This is a genomic window from Kitasatospora sp. NPDC057904, assembly GCF_042887925.1.
In the GTDB taxonomy this organism is placed as follows: Bacteria; Actinomycetota; Actinomycetes; order Streptomycetales; family Streptomycetaceae; genus Kitasatospora.
Genome location: NZ_JBHVOL010000018.1, coordinates 136,894 through 151,189 on the forward strand (window position 1 = coordinate 136,894; position 14,296 = coordinate 151,189).

The 14,296-nt window shown below is 75.4% G+C and carries 14 protein-coding genes; 6 read left to right on the forward strand and 8 right to left on the reverse strand.

Annotated features, from left to right (window positions below; all coding sequences use genetic code 11):
* Positions 1–119: 119 nt before the first annotated feature.
* The 5 genes from ACFVSN_RS34160 to ACFVSN_RS34180 form a co-directional block, all read right to left on the reverse strand.
* Positions 120–1,169, reverse strand: coding sequence for a family 2 encapsulin nanocompartment cargo protein polyprenyl transferase (locus ACFVSN_RS34160; protein ID WP_380503865.1), 1,050 nt, complete (start codon positions 1,167–1,169; stop codon positions 120–122).
* 202 nt (positions 1,170–1,371) lie between these two features.
* Complete coding sequence (locus tag ACFVSN_RS34165) at positions 1,372–2,793, reverse strand: family 2B encapsulin nanocompartment shell protein (RefSeq protein ID WP_380442420.1); 1,422 nt, start codon at positions 2,791–2,793, stop codon at positions 1,372–1,374.
* A 213-nt stretch (positions 2,794–3,006) separates the two neighbouring features.
* A complete protein-coding gene (locus tag ACFVSN_RS34170) occupies positions 3,007–3,534 on the reverse strand; it encodes a methylated-DNA--[protein]-cysteine S-methyltransferase (RefSeq protein ID WP_387957400.1) in 528 nt (175 codons plus the stop codon).
* A gap of 138 nt (positions 3,535–3,672) precedes the next feature.
* Entirely contained in the window at positions 3,673–3,906 is a 234-nt protein-coding gene (locus ACFVSN_RS34175; RefSeq protein WP_380442424.1) for a hypothetical protein, read from the reverse strand.
* Between the two features lie 310 nt (positions 3,907–4,216).
* The gene (locus ACFVSN_RS34180; RefSeq protein WP_387957401.1) at positions 4,217–5,542 is read right to left on the reverse strand and encodes an MFS transporter; all 1,326 of its coding nucleotides are present in this window, start codon (positions 5,540–5,542) and stop codon (positions 4,217–4,219) included.
* Positions 5,543–5,746: 204 nt separating this feature from the next.
* Between ACFVSN_RS34180 and ACFVSN_RS34185 the strand changes: the two genes are divergently transcribed.
* Positions 5,747–6,544: a hypothetical protein gene (locus ACFVSN_RS34185; protein WP_387957403.1), complete on the forward strand. Its 798-nt coding sequence runs from the start codon at positions 5,747–5,749 to the stop codon at positions 6,542–6,544.
* Positions 6,545–6,546: 2 nt separating this feature from the next.
* Here ACFVSN_RS34185 and ACFVSN_RS34190 read toward each other — a convergent pair whose 3' ends face one another.
* From ACFVSN_RS34190 to ACFVSN_RS34200, 3 genes are all read right to left on the reverse strand, one after another.
* Positions 6,547–7,377, reverse strand: coding sequence for a serine/threonine-protein kinase (locus ACFVSN_RS34190; protein WP_387957405.1), 831 nt, complete (start codon positions 7,375–7,377; stop codon positions 6,547–6,549).
* Positions 7,374–9,215, reverse strand: coding sequence for an ABC transporter ATP-binding protein (locus tag ACFVSN_RS34195; protein ID WP_387957408.1), 1,842 nt, complete (start codon positions 9,213–9,215; stop codon positions 7,374–7,376). Before ACFVSN_RS34195 ends, ACFVSN_RS34190 begins: the two co-directional genes overlap by 4 nt.
* A 69-nt stretch (positions 9,216–9,284) precedes the next feature.
* The gene (locus ACFVSN_RS34200) at positions 9,285–9,413 is read right to left on the reverse strand and encodes a hypothetical protein (protein WP_380442434.1); all 129 of its coding nucleotides are present in this window, start codon (positions 9,411–9,413) and stop codon (positions 9,285–9,287) included.
* Between the two features lie 430 nt (positions 9,414–9,843).
* Here ACFVSN_RS34200 and ACFVSN_RS34205 point away from each other — a divergent pair, with 430 nt between their 5' ends.
* The 5 genes from ACFVSN_RS34205 to ACFVSN_RS34225 all read left to right on the forward strand — a co-directional run bounded on the left by ACFVSN_RS34205 (position 9,844) and on the right by ACFVSN_RS34225 (position 14,270).
* Positions 9,844–10,350 carry a hypothetical protein gene (locus tag ACFVSN_RS34205; protein WP_380503881.1) on the forward strand — a complete coding sequence of 169 codons (507 nt, stop codon included), beginning with the start codon at positions 9,844–9,846 and terminating at the stop codon, positions 10,348–10,350.
* A gap of 205 nt (positions 10,351–10,555) precedes the next feature.
* Positions 10,556–11,230 (forward strand): class F sortase, encoded by a 675-nt coding sequence (locus ACFVSN_RS34210; RefSeq protein ID WP_380442438.1) that lies wholly within the window; start codon positions 10,556–10,558, stop codon positions 11,228–11,230.
* Between the two features lie 180 nt (positions 11,231–11,410).
* The gene (locus ACFVSN_RS34215) at positions 11,411–12,256 is read left to right on the forward strand and encodes a hypothetical protein (RefSeq protein ID WP_387957411.1); all 846 of its coding nucleotides are present in this window, start codon (positions 11,411–11,413) and stop codon (positions 12,254–12,256) included.
* A gap of 26 nt (positions 12,257–12,282) precedes the next feature.
* Positions 12,283–13,062: a response regulator gene (locus ACFVSN_RS34220; protein ID WP_387957413.1), complete on the forward strand. Its 780-nt coding sequence runs from the start codon at positions 12,283–12,285 to the stop codon at positions 13,060–13,062.
* Entirely contained in the window at positions 13,059–14,270 is a 1,212-nt protein-coding gene (locus ACFVSN_RS34225; protein WP_380442444.1) for a sensor histidine kinase, read from the forward strand. The genes ACFVSN_RS34220 and ACFVSN_RS34225 overlap by 4 nt, the downstream gene beginning before the upstream one ends.
* Positions 14,271–14,296 lie beyond the last annotated feature (26 nt).

Genomic DNA, 14,296 nt, shown 5'->3' on the forward strand with positions numbered 1-14,296 from the left:
GTGTAACCCTCCGGTGGGGGCCCCCCGGGGTCTCTCAGCGGGGGCGAAAAACCGGGCCCCCGCGGGCCCCCCCGCGCGGGGCCTGGGCGGCCCGCCCCACCCCCCACTCCCCCGCGCGGTCAGTGGGTGCGGCGCGTCACCAGCTCGGCCAGCGCGAGCAGTTCGTCCGTCCGGGCCGGCTCGGGCACGGCCGCGGCCAGCAGGTCCATCGCGGCGGCCATCCGCTCGCAGGACGCACCCTGTGCCCAGCCGCGCCCGCCCGCGCCCTCGACGGCCGCGGCGCAGAGCGCCAACTCCTCGGCACTGAGCTGCCGTTCCAGCGTGTACAGCTCGGCGAGCCGGGCGCCGTCGGGCGTGCCCGAGCCGAGCGCCGCGACCACCGGCAGCGACTTCTTCCGCGCCACCAGGTCCGCCCCGACCGGCTTGCCGGTGACGGCCGGGTCGCCCCAGATGCCGATCAGGTCGTCGATCAGCTGGAACGCCAGACCGATCTCCCGCCCGAAGCCGTCCATCGCCTTCGCCGCCCGCTCGGACGCGCCGCCGTACTCCGCGCCCATCGCGCAGGACGCGCCCAGCAGGGCGCCCGTCTTCGCCTCGGCCATCGCGAGGCACTCGGCGAGCGAGACGTCGTCCCGCTGCTCGAAGGCGCAGTCGATCTGCTGGCCCTCGCACAGCTCGACCACGCAGTCGGTGAGCCGGCGGACGGCGGACCGGGCGGCCGGGTGGGTGTCCTCGGCCAGCAGCCGCAGCGCCAGCGAGTGCATCGCGTCGCCGGCCAGGATCGCCTCGGTGGTGCCGAACACCCGCCAGGCGGTGGGGCGGTGGCGGCGGGTCTCGTCGCGGTCGATGACGTCGTCGTGGAGCAGGGTGAAGTTGTGCACCAGCTCGACGGCCGCCGCGGCGGCGGTGGCCGCGGCCGGGTCGCCGCCGAGGGCCTGGGCGGCGGCGAGGACCATGGCCGGGCGGATCGCCTTGCCGGAGGGCGACGCGGAGGGCGAGCCGTCCGCCTCCCACCAGCCGAAGTGGTAGCCGGCGACCTTGCGCATCGCGCCCGGCAGCGAGTCGACGGCGGCCCGCAGGACCGGGTCGACCAGACCGCGGGCCCGGACGAGCACGTCCTCGGCCTCGTGGCCCTCCCGGTGGTCCCGCTCCAGCGTGGGGCTCGTCATGGGTTCCTCCCCCTGATGACCTGTCGTGAGAAGGCCGGCCGCCGCCCTGGGGGCGACGCGGCCGGCCGGTGCGCGGTAGGGCGCGCGTGGCGCCGCCCGGCCCGGGACACGGGCCTGGGCCGGACGGTGCTCGGTGCGGTGGGACGGGGTGCGGTCGGCGTGCCGTGCGGGCCGCCTCCGCGGCCGGCCCGCGGCGCCCGCCTCAGCGCTGGGCGATGTCCACGTTCTCCAGGACGCCGATCGCGTCCGGCACCAGGACGGCGGCCGAATAGTAGGCGCTGACCAGGTAGGAGATGATGGCCTTCTCGTCGATCCCCATGAACCGCACCGAAAGGCCCGGCTGGTACTCGTCCGGAATTCCGGTCTGGTTCAGGCCGATGACGCCCTGGTTGTCCTCGCCGACCCGCATCGCGATGATCGAGCTGGTGTGGCCGCCGATGATCGGGATCTTGTTGCACGGGAAGACCGGCACCCCGCGCCACGAGGTGACGTGCTTGCCCTCGACCTCGACCGTGCCCGGGTAGAGGCCGCGCTTGTTGCACTCGCGGCCGAAGGCGGCGATCGCCTTCGGGTGCGCGAGGAACATCTTGGTGCTGCGGCGGCGGCTGAGCAGGTCGTCCATGTCGTCCGGCGTGGGCGGGCCGGAGTGCGTCTGGATCCGCTGGTCGTACTCGGCGTTCTGCAGGAGGCCGAACTCCGGGTTGTTGATCAGCTCGTGCTCCTGGCGCTCGCGCAGGGCCTCGATCGTCAGCCGCAACTGGTGCTCGGTCTGGTTCATCGGCTGGTTGTAGAGGTCGGCGACCCGGCTGTGCACCTTGAGGATCGTCTGGGCGACGCTCAGCTCGTACTCGCGCGGCTTCAGCTCGTAGTCGACGAAGGCGCCGGGCAGCTCGAACTCGCCCTCGTGGCCGGCGGAGAGGTCGATCGCGGCCTCGCCGTGCTTGTTCTGCGCCTGCTGGAAGCCGTTCAGGTACTCCATGATCTGCAGCTGCAGCGACTCGGAGCGGTCGTGGAGCTCCTGGAAGGCGGGCCACTGCAGCACCATCACGGTGCCGGCGGTGGCCGCCTTCACCGTGTACGGCCAGGTGTTGGTGTCCTCCTGCAGGGCCTCGTCGCCGAGGTGGTCGCCGTCGGCGAGGGTGCCGATGACCGTTTCCTCGCCGTACTTGCCCGTTCCGATCCGCTCCAGCTTGCCGTGCGCGATGATGAAGACCTCGCTGATCTCCGCACCGGCGGAGATCAGCACGTCACCCGCGGAGAACTCGCGTTGCACGAAGCGCCCGGCCAGCTCCTCCAGGAGGGCCTCGTCCTGGAAGCCGCGCAGCACCGGCACCTCGGTGAGGCTCGGCGGGACGATCCGCACCTCGGCGCCCGTCTTGACGAAGCTCACCCGGCCGCGGCCGATCGAGTAGCGCAGGCGACGGTTCACCCGGTAGGTACCACCGGAGACCTGCACCCACGGCAGCATCCTGAGCAGCCAGCGCGGGCTGATGCCCTGCATCTGCGGCGCGGACTTGGTGGTCGTGGCGAGGTTCCGCGCACCCGCCGTGCTCAGACTCTGCTGCTGCCGGATCTCCGGCTGCGCACCCGGCGCAGGAATACCGGCATTCGTTTCGGTCGACATAGGGGAGCCCTTCGCAAACCCGATGAAGTGACGCCTTGCATATTCATGGTGCAACTTCATGGTGGGCCCGAACGGAGGCACGCCGCAATCACTCATTCGAGTGGTTCGGAATAACCGAACAAATAGTACGACTAGATCACTTGCTCGATATTTGTTCGATTGATTAATCGAACTCGCCGGAATGCCGGGTGCCATCCTCCCGCATCCGGCGCGTCAGAGTGGGCCGTTCCAGTCGAGAGTCGGCTCCAGCACGCCCTCCAGGGTCAGCAGCCAGCGCTTCACGTCGATCCCGACCCGGCCGCCGCCGAAGCCCCCGATGCCGTCCGCCGCCACCACCCGGTGGCACGGCACGAGCAGCGCGACGGGGTTGGCGGCCATCATCTGCCCCACCGTGCGGGCCGCCAGGCCCGGCTCGGTCACGTCCTCGAACACCCCGCTGCGCGCGGCCAGTTCGCCGTAGGTGATGGTCCGCCCGTACGGCACCTCGCGCCACAGCGTCCGCAGCACCTCCCGGTGCGGGCCGCTGCTCAGGCTCCAGTCGATCGGCAGGCCCAACTCCCGGCTGCGGCCCGCCAGGTAGGCGCCGATCCGGTCGGTGACGGCGGCGATCTTCGCGTCGTCGGTGCAGGCCGGCGCCTCGCCGTCGCGGCCGCCGTAACCCGCCGCCGCCACGCCCAGCGGCGTCACGGCGATGTGCATCGGGCCGCTCGGCAGCGGCGTCGGCACGGTCAGCCAGGACATCTGCGACACGCTCGGGCCCCCACCCTCACCCTCCACCGGGCCGGCCGCCGGCCACCCCGGCACCCGGGAGGCGTGCGACCACCGCCCGCCCCGCGCGCCATCGTACGGCGGGCCCGGCGGCGGCGCCGGTGCGCCGGGCTAGAGCCGGCCCTTCAGCTGCGCCGCGAGCGCGCGGGACCAGTGCGACAGCTCGGCGCGGTTCGCCGCGCGTCCCTCGCACAGGACGGTGAGCTGCGCGTCGTTGATCCGGTTCGGGCCCGGGATCTCCAGCAGATAGGCCAGTTCCTCCAGCACGGTGGCGAGCCGCGCGGCGTCCGTGTGGTCGAGGGCCACCGCGGCCTCGTGGTGGCTGATGGTGAGCGAACCGGGCATGGCCGGCCTCCTCCGTCGACTCCGTCGACCCCCGCACCCTCCACCGTACGACCGGCTCACCGGGACCGCCCGGGGGCGGGGCGGGTGCGGCCCGGGGGGAGGGTGACCCGGGGGCGGGGAGGGTGGCCCGGGGGGAGGGTGGCCCGCGGGCGGGAAGGGCGGCCGGGGCGGGACGCGGAGGGTGGCCCGGGGGCGGGAAGGGCGGCCGGGGCGCGGAGCGCGGCCCCGCCCGCCGGCGGGTCCACGGGGCGGGCGGGGCGGTGGCGCGCCGGGGCCGGGCGCCCGCCCGGGGGTGCGCCCCGGAGCGGGTTCAGGTGGCCTCCTCGTCGCCCTCCCAGGGGCGGCGGCGCACGGCGGGTACGGCCAGCACCGCCACGGCGGCGCCGAGTTGCCAGAGGGCGCCGAGCGCCAGGACGGTCCCCGTCCCGAGCCGCCCCGCCAGCGGTCCCGCCGCCGCCAGGCCCACCGGCCCCAGGGCGAAGGCGCCCAGCGCGCCGAAGGACGTCACCCGGCCCAGCGCCTCCGGCGGCACCCAGCGCTGCATCGTCGTGCCGTACAGCGTGCCGCAGACCGCCGAGCCGACGCCCGCGACCAGCGCCCCGGCCACCACCCACGGCAGCGCCGCACCGCCCGCCAGTGCCGCCGAGGGCAGCGCCCAGCCCAGCGTCGCCACGGTGGCCACCGCCAGCGGCCGGGCCGGGCGACGGCCCAGCATCAGCAGGCCGCCCAGCACCGCACCGACGCCGTACACGGCCATCACCGCGCCCCAGGCGCGCGCACCGCCGAGCTCGCGCTGCGCGGTGAGCGGCCCGAGGACCAGGAACGGCGCCCACACCAGCAGGTTGAAGAGCCCCATGTGCGCGGTGGTGATCCACAGCCACGGCCGGGAGCCGAACTCCGACCAGCCGGCGCGGAGGTCCGCGAGGAGCGACTCGCGCCCGCCGTCCGGCGCCGCACCGGCCAGGCGCAGCCGGTACAGCGCGAACGCGCCGACCCCGTACGTCGCCGCGTCGGCCGCCAGCACCACCGCCGGTCCCCAGACCGCCGTGATCACGCCGGCCAGTGCGGGACCGGCCACCGTCGCGACCGAACGGGCCATCCCCAGCAGCGTGTTAGCGTCGCCGACGAGCTCCTGGCGGCGCACCAGGCCGGGCACCAGCGCGCCCAGCCCCGGCATGAACAGCCCCTCGCCGATCCCCCACACGGCGACGAGCGCCACCATCGCCCACAGCGGCGCCCGTCCGGTCGCCAGCAGCACGGAGAACAGCGCCTGGACGACTCCGCGGAGCCCGTCCGAGGCGAGCATCACGCGGCGGCTGCCGAGCCGGTCGGCGATCACTCCGCCGGCGAGCAGGACCAGCACCACCGGCAGGATCCGGGCGGCCATCACCCAGCCCAGGTCGGTGCCGTCCCCGCCGGCGCTGCCAGCGCCGGGGCCGCCGCCACCAGGGCCGCCACTGCCGTCCGCTCCACCGCCGAGCACCGCGAAGGCCACCGCCACCGGTGCCATCGCGGAGCCGAGGAGGGACGTCGCGTAGCCCGTGAAGAACCACCGGAAGTCGCGCTCGCCCAGCACGGCGAGACGGTCTCCAGGGCGCCGTCGACGGGCCGGGATCCGTTCGGTTTCCACTGCCATGGGCGGCAAGTCTGCCTCCGCGCGGAGCAGCCGTTCAAGGGCTCCGGCGAAAAAACTTGAGTCTTTTCGCATCAATTTCTGCGATGGCCGAATGTGCCGCAGTAAACGGCTAGCTGGATACCGTTTCACCTGCTGTTTACTGCGACTACCGGATACGATTCAAGCGTCCGTGAGGCATTCGTTTACTGCGGTAGAGGATCACTGATGACAGAGCTTCCCCCGGTCGAGTACGCCGTCGCCGTCGAGCGCTACCTCGCCGTCTCCGGACTCGCCGAGGGCTCCCGCCGGGTCTACCGGATCGGGCTGGACACCTGGGCCTGGGCGCTCGCCGGCCGGACCGCCCCCACCGGCCCGGGGCGGCGCCGCGCCCGGCCGCCCGTCCTCCCGCTCGCCCTGCTCGACCACCCGGACGCCGCCGCCCGCCTCGGCGCCGCCGTCACCCGCCGCGCCGCGGACACCGACGCGCGCACGCTCAACCGCGAGCTGTCCACCCTGCGCGCGGCCGTGGCCTGGTGGCGCACCCGGGGCTGGATCACCCGGGACCCGACCGCCGGCCTGCGCGCCCACCCGGCCCCCGCACCCGCCGCCGGCCCGCTCACCCCGGACGAGCTGCGCGCCCTGTTCGCGCTCCGGGCGCCGCTGCGCGAGCAGACGCTGTGGCACCTGCTGCACGAGTCCGGCGCCGCGATCGAGACCGTCCTCGCCCTGAACACCGACGACCTCGACCTCCCGGCACGCCGCACCCGCCCCCGCCCGGGGCGGCCGGCGGTGCAGTGGCAGGCCGGCACCGCCCGCCTGCTCCCCCTCCTCGTCGCCGGTCGCGCCACCGGACCGCTCTTCCTCACCGACCGCAGGGCCCCTGCCGGCACCGCACCCGCGGACCGCTGCCCGCACACGGGCCGTGGGCGCCTGTCGTACCGCCGGGCCGCAGAGCTGTTCACGGCGCACACGCAGCGGCTGGGCACGGACTGGACGCTGCGCCGGCTGCGGGCGGCGCGCTGAGGTCACTGCTCGTCCGGCGGCACCGCGCGGCGCCCCTGGGGGAGCAACTCGTCGAGACGGCCGGCCAGTTCGGGCACGCTCGGGCGGGCTTCCGGGTCGGTGCGGAGGCAGGCGTCGATGGCGGCGGCCAGCGGGCGCGGGAGGCGGCGGCGCCGGGAGACCGGTGGTGCCGGGCCGTCCGGGTCCGGGCCGTCGTACGGGACGTCGCCGGTGGCGGCCTCGTAGAGGGTGATGCCGATGCCCCACACGTCGGCGGCCGCGGTGAGCCGCCCACCGCGGGCCTGCTCGGGGGCGAGGTAGCCGTCGGTGCCGATGCCGGGTGCGGCCGGGCCGGGCGGACGGGCGACGCTGAGGTCGAGCACCTTGGCGCGGCGGCAGTCGATCACGACGTTGGAGGGCTTGAGGTCGAGGTGCAGCAGGCCGCGGCCGTGCAGGTAGTGGACGGCCGAGCACAGGTGGAGCCCGAGCATGGCCACGTCGGCGGCGGCCGGGCGGCGGGGGCGGGTGTCCAGGACGTGGGAGAGCGTCTCCCCGGCGAGCGTCTCCAGGACGGCGTACGGTTGCGGGCGCTCGCCCGTCCCGTAGCCGCGGACGAGGTGCGGGTGCGTGAACTCGGCTAGCCAGCGGCCCTCCTGGAGCAGCCGGGCGCGCAGCCGCCGCTCGCGGCGGCGGTCCGGTCGGAGCACCTTCACGACGCAGCGGCAGTCGCGCTCCCCGCTCCAGGCGTCGTAGAGGTCGAGCCAGCCGGTGCGACAGAGGTGCGCCAGGACCTGGTACCCGGGGACGATGAACGTCCCTGCGGGGAGGGGTGGTTGGACGGTGTCCGGACTCAACTCGGCACCTCCTCGGCCAGGTCGGAGCGCTGCAGCCCGTCGAGTCGCGCGTATCCGTCGTCGCGGGCCAGCAGTTCCCCGTGCGTGCCGCTGTCCGCGACGCAGCCGCCGCGGAGCAGCACGATCCGGTCGGCGTGCCGGACGGCGGACAGGTCGTGCGAGACGACGATCGTCGTCCGGCCCCGCATGAGCCGCCCGAGCGGCGCCAGGACCCGCCGCGCGGACTCGGCGTCCAGCCCCGTCGTCGGCTCGTCGAGGATCAGCACGGGCGCGTCGCGGATCATCGCGCGGGCGATCGCCAGCCGCCGGCACTGCCCGCCGGACAGCAGCCGCCCGTTGCGGCCGACCACCGTGTCGTAGCCGTCCGGGAGCCGGCTGACGAACTCGTGGGCGTCGGCGGCCCGGGCGGCGGCCACGATCTCGGCGTCCGTGGCGCCCGGCCGCCCGTACGCGATGTTCTCGCGCACGGTGCCGTGGACGACCAGGGTCTCCTGGAGCAGGACGGCGATGTGCTCGCGCAGGTCGGCGACCGCCAGTTCGCGCAGGTCGATCCCGTCCAGGCGGACGGCCCCGCGCTCGGGGTCGTAGAAGCGCAGCAGCAGCTTGGCGGCGGTCGACTTGCCCGCACCGCTCGGGCCGACCAGCGCGACCGTCTCGCCCGGCTCGGCGCGGAACGACACGTCGAACAGCGCCACCCGCGTCGAGCCCGGGTAGCGGAACCAGACCCCGTCGAAGGCCACCGCCCCGCGCACCCGGGCGGGGCGCAGCGGCACCGGCGGATCGCTCACCTGCGGGCGCTCGTCGAGGAGTTCGAGGATCCGTTCGGCGGCGGCGGAGGCCGAGTAGAAGCCGTTGCTGAGCCGGGAGATCCCCCGAACCGGGCCGTACAGCCGGCTCAACAGGGCGACGAAGACCAGGAGTTCGCCCAGCGTCAGGCGTCCGCGCGCGAGCTCCCAGGCGCCCACTCCGAGGACGATCAGCGCGCCGGCCAGCTCCAGGACGTCCACGATCGGCGCGAACAGCGCGCGCAGGCGGGTGGCCTCCATCGTCGCCCGGAACCGCGCCATGCTCTCCCGCCGGAACCGCTCCTGCTCCCAACCCTGCCGGTTGCAGGCCTGGACGAGCGCGATGTTGCCGAGCGACTCCTCGGTGAGCGCGCTGACCGAGCCGCTGCGCCGCCGCCGCTCGCGCGAGGCGGCCTTCACCCGCGCCGAGAAATGCCGCGCGGTGAACCAGAACAGCGGCACCACGATGAGCGCGACCAGCGCGAGGTCCCACCGCAGGTAGAACAACACCCCCAGGAAGACGGCGAGTTCGGCGACGTACGCGACCGCGTCGACGACGCCCGAGAGCAGGAACGTCTCGACCGCCTCGACGTCGCCGGTCAGCCGCGCCAGCACGTCGCCGAGCCGCCGCCGCTCGAAGAAGCCGAGCGACAGGCCCTGCAGGTGCCGGAACACGTCCGCCCGCAGGGCCAGCAGGAAGCGCTCGCCGACCCACGTCGAGGTCATCTCGTCGGCGAAGCCCAGGGCCCCCGCCACGGCCGTCAGCCCCGCGTAGGCGAGCGCGACCGGCAGGAAGAGGCCGAGCCTGTGCGGGACGAGGACGTCGTCGACGACGACCTTGAACAGCCAGATCGCGGCCGCGTCGACCACCGGGCCGGCCAGGACGAGGACCAGCAGCAGGGCCAGCCAGCGCCGCCCGCCCCTCGTGTAGGGCCAGAGCCGCCCGAAGGTCCGCCGCAGCGGCAGGGCCGGGGCCGGCTCGACGACCGGATCCACCCGGGCGCCGTCGCCGTCACCCGCGTCGGCGGCCGTCGGCCGCAGCGGTGACCACACGGTTCGACTCCAGCCCGTGGAACGTGGCCGGGCCGCCGGGGGCCCGGCCCTGACAGGACGGCGGGGCCGTCAGTGCCGCGAGTTCGACCCGCGACGACGACGGCGGCCCGCCTTGGAGTCCCTGGTCTCCTTGCCGGTCTTGCGGTCGTGCTTGCCGCCGTGCCGCATCGCCGGGACCAGGTTGGCCAGCATGCTCATCGCTGCCACCTTTCTCTCCGGTCCCCCCATCACCAGGGGGTACGCACGGGCGGGCGGGTTGGTTCAGGGGCGGGGGAGGTTTCCTTCCGCGTACCGGGAGTTGGGTGGTGCCGCGGGGCTCCGGGGGTCGTTGTCAGGGCTCCGGGGGGCGTTGCCGGGCCTTCGTTGCCGGGCCTTCGTTGCCGGGCCTTCGTTGCCCGGCCTTCGTTACAGAGCCCTCCGGAGCCGTTACGAAGGCCGTCGGGGGCGTTACGAAGCCGATGGGCCGCCGTGATGCGACCGGCCGGGGACCGCGACACGGGCTCCCTAACGTCTCCGTCGACGCACCGGCCGCAGGGGTCGGAACGCGTCGAGGACGGACGTCGACGACGGACGTCAATGCCGACCATCGACGACGAGCGTCGACGATGCCGACGAAGGAGAGCACCCCATGAGCAGGAGCCGTACCGATCGCGCGCCGGGCCGCCGGGTCCTGGCCGTCTGCGCACTGACCGGGGCCGCGCTGCTGACCGCCCTGACCGGCGGGCAGGCGTGGGCCGACGGGGCCCCCGCCCCGGCCACGCCCACGGCCGCCCCGAGCGCCGCCCCGGCCATCCCGACGGCCACCCCGACCGCCGGCCCCGCCGCCTCCGGCGCGGTCGTGGTGCCGAAGGGCTCCGCACCCGCCCAGCCGGCTCCGGCCCGGCCCACCGCCGGTGCGCCCGCAACCGAGGGCGTCGCCAAGACGCCCACCGCCACGCCCGCGCCGGCCGACGCCAAGGACACCAACCGGCCGCAGGTCCGCGAGGTCCCGAAGGGCGCCGCCCAGGCCGGGGACGGGTCCACCGCGACCGACGGCAACGGCCTGACGCTGGCCGCCGGCGGTGCCGTCGCGGCCGTCGGCGCCGGGGCGCTGGGCTTCGCCCTCCTGCGCCGCCGCTCCGGTGCGCGCGGCTGACACCGGCCCCGAGCCCTCCGGGCACCCCGGCGCCGCAGCCCCGCACCTGGCCAGGCGGGGCGGCGGTGCCGGGGCGGCCCCGGGCGCGGACGGGGCACCGGCCGGCCGGCGGCGGCGCGCGACCGGTCGGGGACGAGGGCAGGGGCCTGTACCGGAACGAGGGCGCGGACGGCGGCGGCGCGGGCCCCGGCGCAGACCGGGCGTGGTGCGCCGGGCCGTCGTGGGGGCGGCCGGGCTGCTGTGCCTGGTGCTCGGCGTGTCGGTGGCGATCGGCTCCCAGGAGACGCCGGTCGTCCGGATCGAGTCCTCGGCGCACGGCAGCGCGACGGACGGTCCGGCCCCCGGGCCCGCGGCGTCCACCCCGGGCGTCTCCGGCACCACCGGCGCCGGCACTTCCGCCGCCACCGCACCGCCCGCCGCCCCGAAGGCCCTCCCCGCCTCGGAGCCGACCCGCCTGCTCATCCCGTCGGCCGGCGTCGACGCCCCGGTGACCGGCCTCGGCCTGAACGCCGACGGGACGGTCCAGGTGCCGTCGGCCGACCGGGCCGGGGAGGTCGGCTGGTACCGCAACGGGCCCACCCCGGGCGAGACCGGCCCCACCGTCCTGATCGGGCACTACGACACCGTCCACGGCCCGGCGGTCTTCCACCGCGTGCCGCAGCTGCGGCCGGGCGACCTCGTCCAGGTGCGGCGCGCGGACGGCACCACCGTGGACTTCAAGGTCCGCTCACTGCTGCAGGCCGCCAAGGACCGCTTCCCCACCGACGCCGTCTACGGTGACACCCCGGCCCCGACCCTCAGACTCATCACCTGCGGCGGCAGCATCGGTGCGGACGGCCACTGGACCGACAACATCGTCGTCCTGGCCGACCTGGCCTGAGGCCGGCGGAGGCGGCCTGAGGCGGCCCGGCCGGCCGCACGGGAACCGCCGGCCACCGCCGGCACGACCTACACCAAGGGCGCCGTAGGCCTGCGGCGTCCCCCCACGACCAGGCGTTCCAGGCCAGGCGTTCCAGGCCAGGCATCCCAGACCAGGCGTTCCAGGAGGGCGAGCACCGACGTGGCAGCAGCACCCCCGCCCCGCCGACGGCGCGCCGCCACGCCGGTGGCCGCCCTCGCGGCCGTGGCCGTCCTCGTCGCGCTGGCCGCGGCCCTGGTCGTGGGCCGGGCCGACCCCGGCGGCCTGAAGGACCACGGCCCGTCGCAGCCGGTGACACCGCCGCTGCGGGCCCAGCCGCTCTGGCCCGGGCTGAACGCCCCGCCGACGCCGTCCTCCTCCGCCGCCGAGACCGGCTCCGCGTCCCAGGCGCCGCCGCAGCCCGTGCCCGACCTGACCGTGGCCGGGCGGGACATCACCGCGGTCGACGTCCACGCCGTCCTCACGAAGGACCCCGGCGTGAGCGCGGAGGAGCGGCCGGCCCTCGGATCGTGCACCAGCTGCGCGGTCCGCAGCGCCGAGTTCCGCGACCTCACCGGCGACGGCAAGCCCGAGCTGATCACCGCCGTGGCCGTTCCCCAGCAGGTCGTGCTGCACGTCTACACCCTGGTCGACGACCGGCTCGTGCCGATCCTGCGGGTCAAGCTGGTGCCGCTGTTCAGCGCCGAGACCATCGGCACCGACCTGTGGCTGCACGAGCAGACCACCACCTCCGTCCAGACCACCAGCCACTACCAGTGGGACGGCGTCCGGCTCGTCCGGCTGGAGCAGAAGTTCGAGGGCACCGGCCCGCTGCCCGGCCCGTCCGCCGCACCGGACCCGGTGACGTCCGTCATGCCCCCGGGCGGCCGCGCCCCCGGCCCCGTCCGTCCGACGGCCGAGCCGGCCACCCCGACGGCCGCGCCGTCCCCACTCGTCCCCAAGAACCCCGCCCGGCCGACGCCCGCCCTCCCGGGAGTGCAGCCGTGATCCCCGACCCCCTAGCCTCAGCACCCATGACCCCCGCCGAGACGCCCGCGCAGCCCCGCATCCTGATCGTCGAGGACGACGAGGTGATCCGCGAGGCCACCCGGATGGCCCTGGAGCGCTACGGCTTCCCCGTCTCCACGGCCGCCGACGGCCTGGAAGGGCTGGAGGCGTTCCACGCCGTCCGGCCGGACCTGGTCCTGCTGGACGTCATGCTGCCGCTCCTCGACGGCGTCGGGTTGTGCCGGCGGATCCGCGAGGAGAGCCAGCTGCCGATCCTGATGATGTCGGCGCGCACCGACCCGGTGGACGTCGTGTCCGGGCTGGAGGCCGGGGCGGACGACTACGTGGTCAAGCCGTTCGAGAGCGCCGTGCTGGTCGCCCGGATCCGGACGGTCCTGCGACGGATCCGCGTCGTCCCGGCCCCTGCCGACGACGACCTCCCCACGCCGCCCCCTTCCGTTTCCCCTCCTGTTTCCCCCTCTGTCTCCCCCGCTGTTTCCCCGTCCCCCTCGCCCACCGTGCGCAGCTTCGACGGCATGCAGGTGGACACCGACAGCATGGAGGTCCGGGTGGACGGCCGCCTCGTCCCGCTCACCCCCACCGAGCTGCGGCTGCTGCTGGAGTTCACCGCCGCGCCCGGCATCGTGCTGGAGCGCTCTACCCTGCTCGAACGCGTCTGGGACTACGAGTGGGGCGCCGACACCCGCGTGGTCGACGTCCACGTGCAGCGGCTGCGCGCCAAGATCGGCGCCGGACGGATCGAGACCGTCCGCGGCTTCGGCTACAAGCTGCGGCGGCCGGCATGACGCTGCGCCGCCAGATCGCCACCGCCGTCGCCGCGATCTCCGTCCTGGTCGCGGTGGCCGTCGGCCTGCTGGTCCACCAGGCGATGATCCGCCAGCACGTCGACCAGGCCCGCGCCACCGCCGTCGCCGCCCTCGACTCCTCGCTCGGCGCGTACGGACGCGGCGAGGCCCCGGCCCACGGCGCCGCCCTCAACGACCCCGCGCTGCCGGCCCGCCTGCACACGCTCGCCGCCGACGGACGACAGGGCACGCTGCTGGCGGCCGGGCCGGACGGCGAGACGATGTGGGCGGCCGGACCGGTGCAGAACGCCGTGCTCTCGGTCCGGGTCGACTTCACCCAGGACCGGCAGGCGATCGCCGACCTCGACCGGATCATCCTGCTCACCGTCGTCGCGGCCGTCTTCACCACCGTCCTGGCCGGCGTGCTGGTCGCCGACCGGATCAGCCGCCGCCTGCGCACCGCGGCCACCGCCGCCCGGGGCATCGCCGCCGGCCGGACCGACACCCCGATCGGCGAACTCGTCGACGGGCGGGACGAGGTGGCCGACCTCGCGGCGGCCGTCGACCAGATGTCCCGCTCGCTGCACCGGCGGCTCGCGGACGAGCAGCGCTTCACCGCGGACGTCGCCCACGAGCTGCGCACCCCGCTGACCGGCCTGGTCACCGCCGCCGAACTGCTGCCCCCGGGCCGGCCCACCCAGCTCGTCCAGAACCGGGTCCAGGCCCTGCGCGCCCTCGTCGAGGACCTGCTGGAGGTCTCCCGCCTCGACGCCGACGTCGAGACCCCGGACCTCTCCACCGTCCCCCTCGAACGGGCGGTGCGCCGCACCGTCACGCTCACCGGCCTGGACGTGGACGTCACGGTCACCGCCGACGCCGAGGTGCGCACCGACCTCCGCCGCCTGGACCGCATCCTCGGCAACCTCGTCGTCAACGCCCACCGCCACGGCGCCGCCCCCGTCGAACTCCACGTCGACGGCCACCGCATCACCGTCCGCGACCACGGCCCCGGCTACCCCGACGACCTCCTCGACGACGGCCCGCAGCGCTTCCGCACCAACGCCCCCGAACGCGGCCGCGGCCACGGCCTCGGCCTCACCATCGCCACCGGCCACACCCGCGTCATCGGCGCCACCCTGGCCTTCGCCAACCACCCCACCGGCGGCGCCCTCGCAACCCTCACCCTCCCCGCCGCGCCACCCTCCTGACCCGGCCCCACCAACACCGAAGGGCC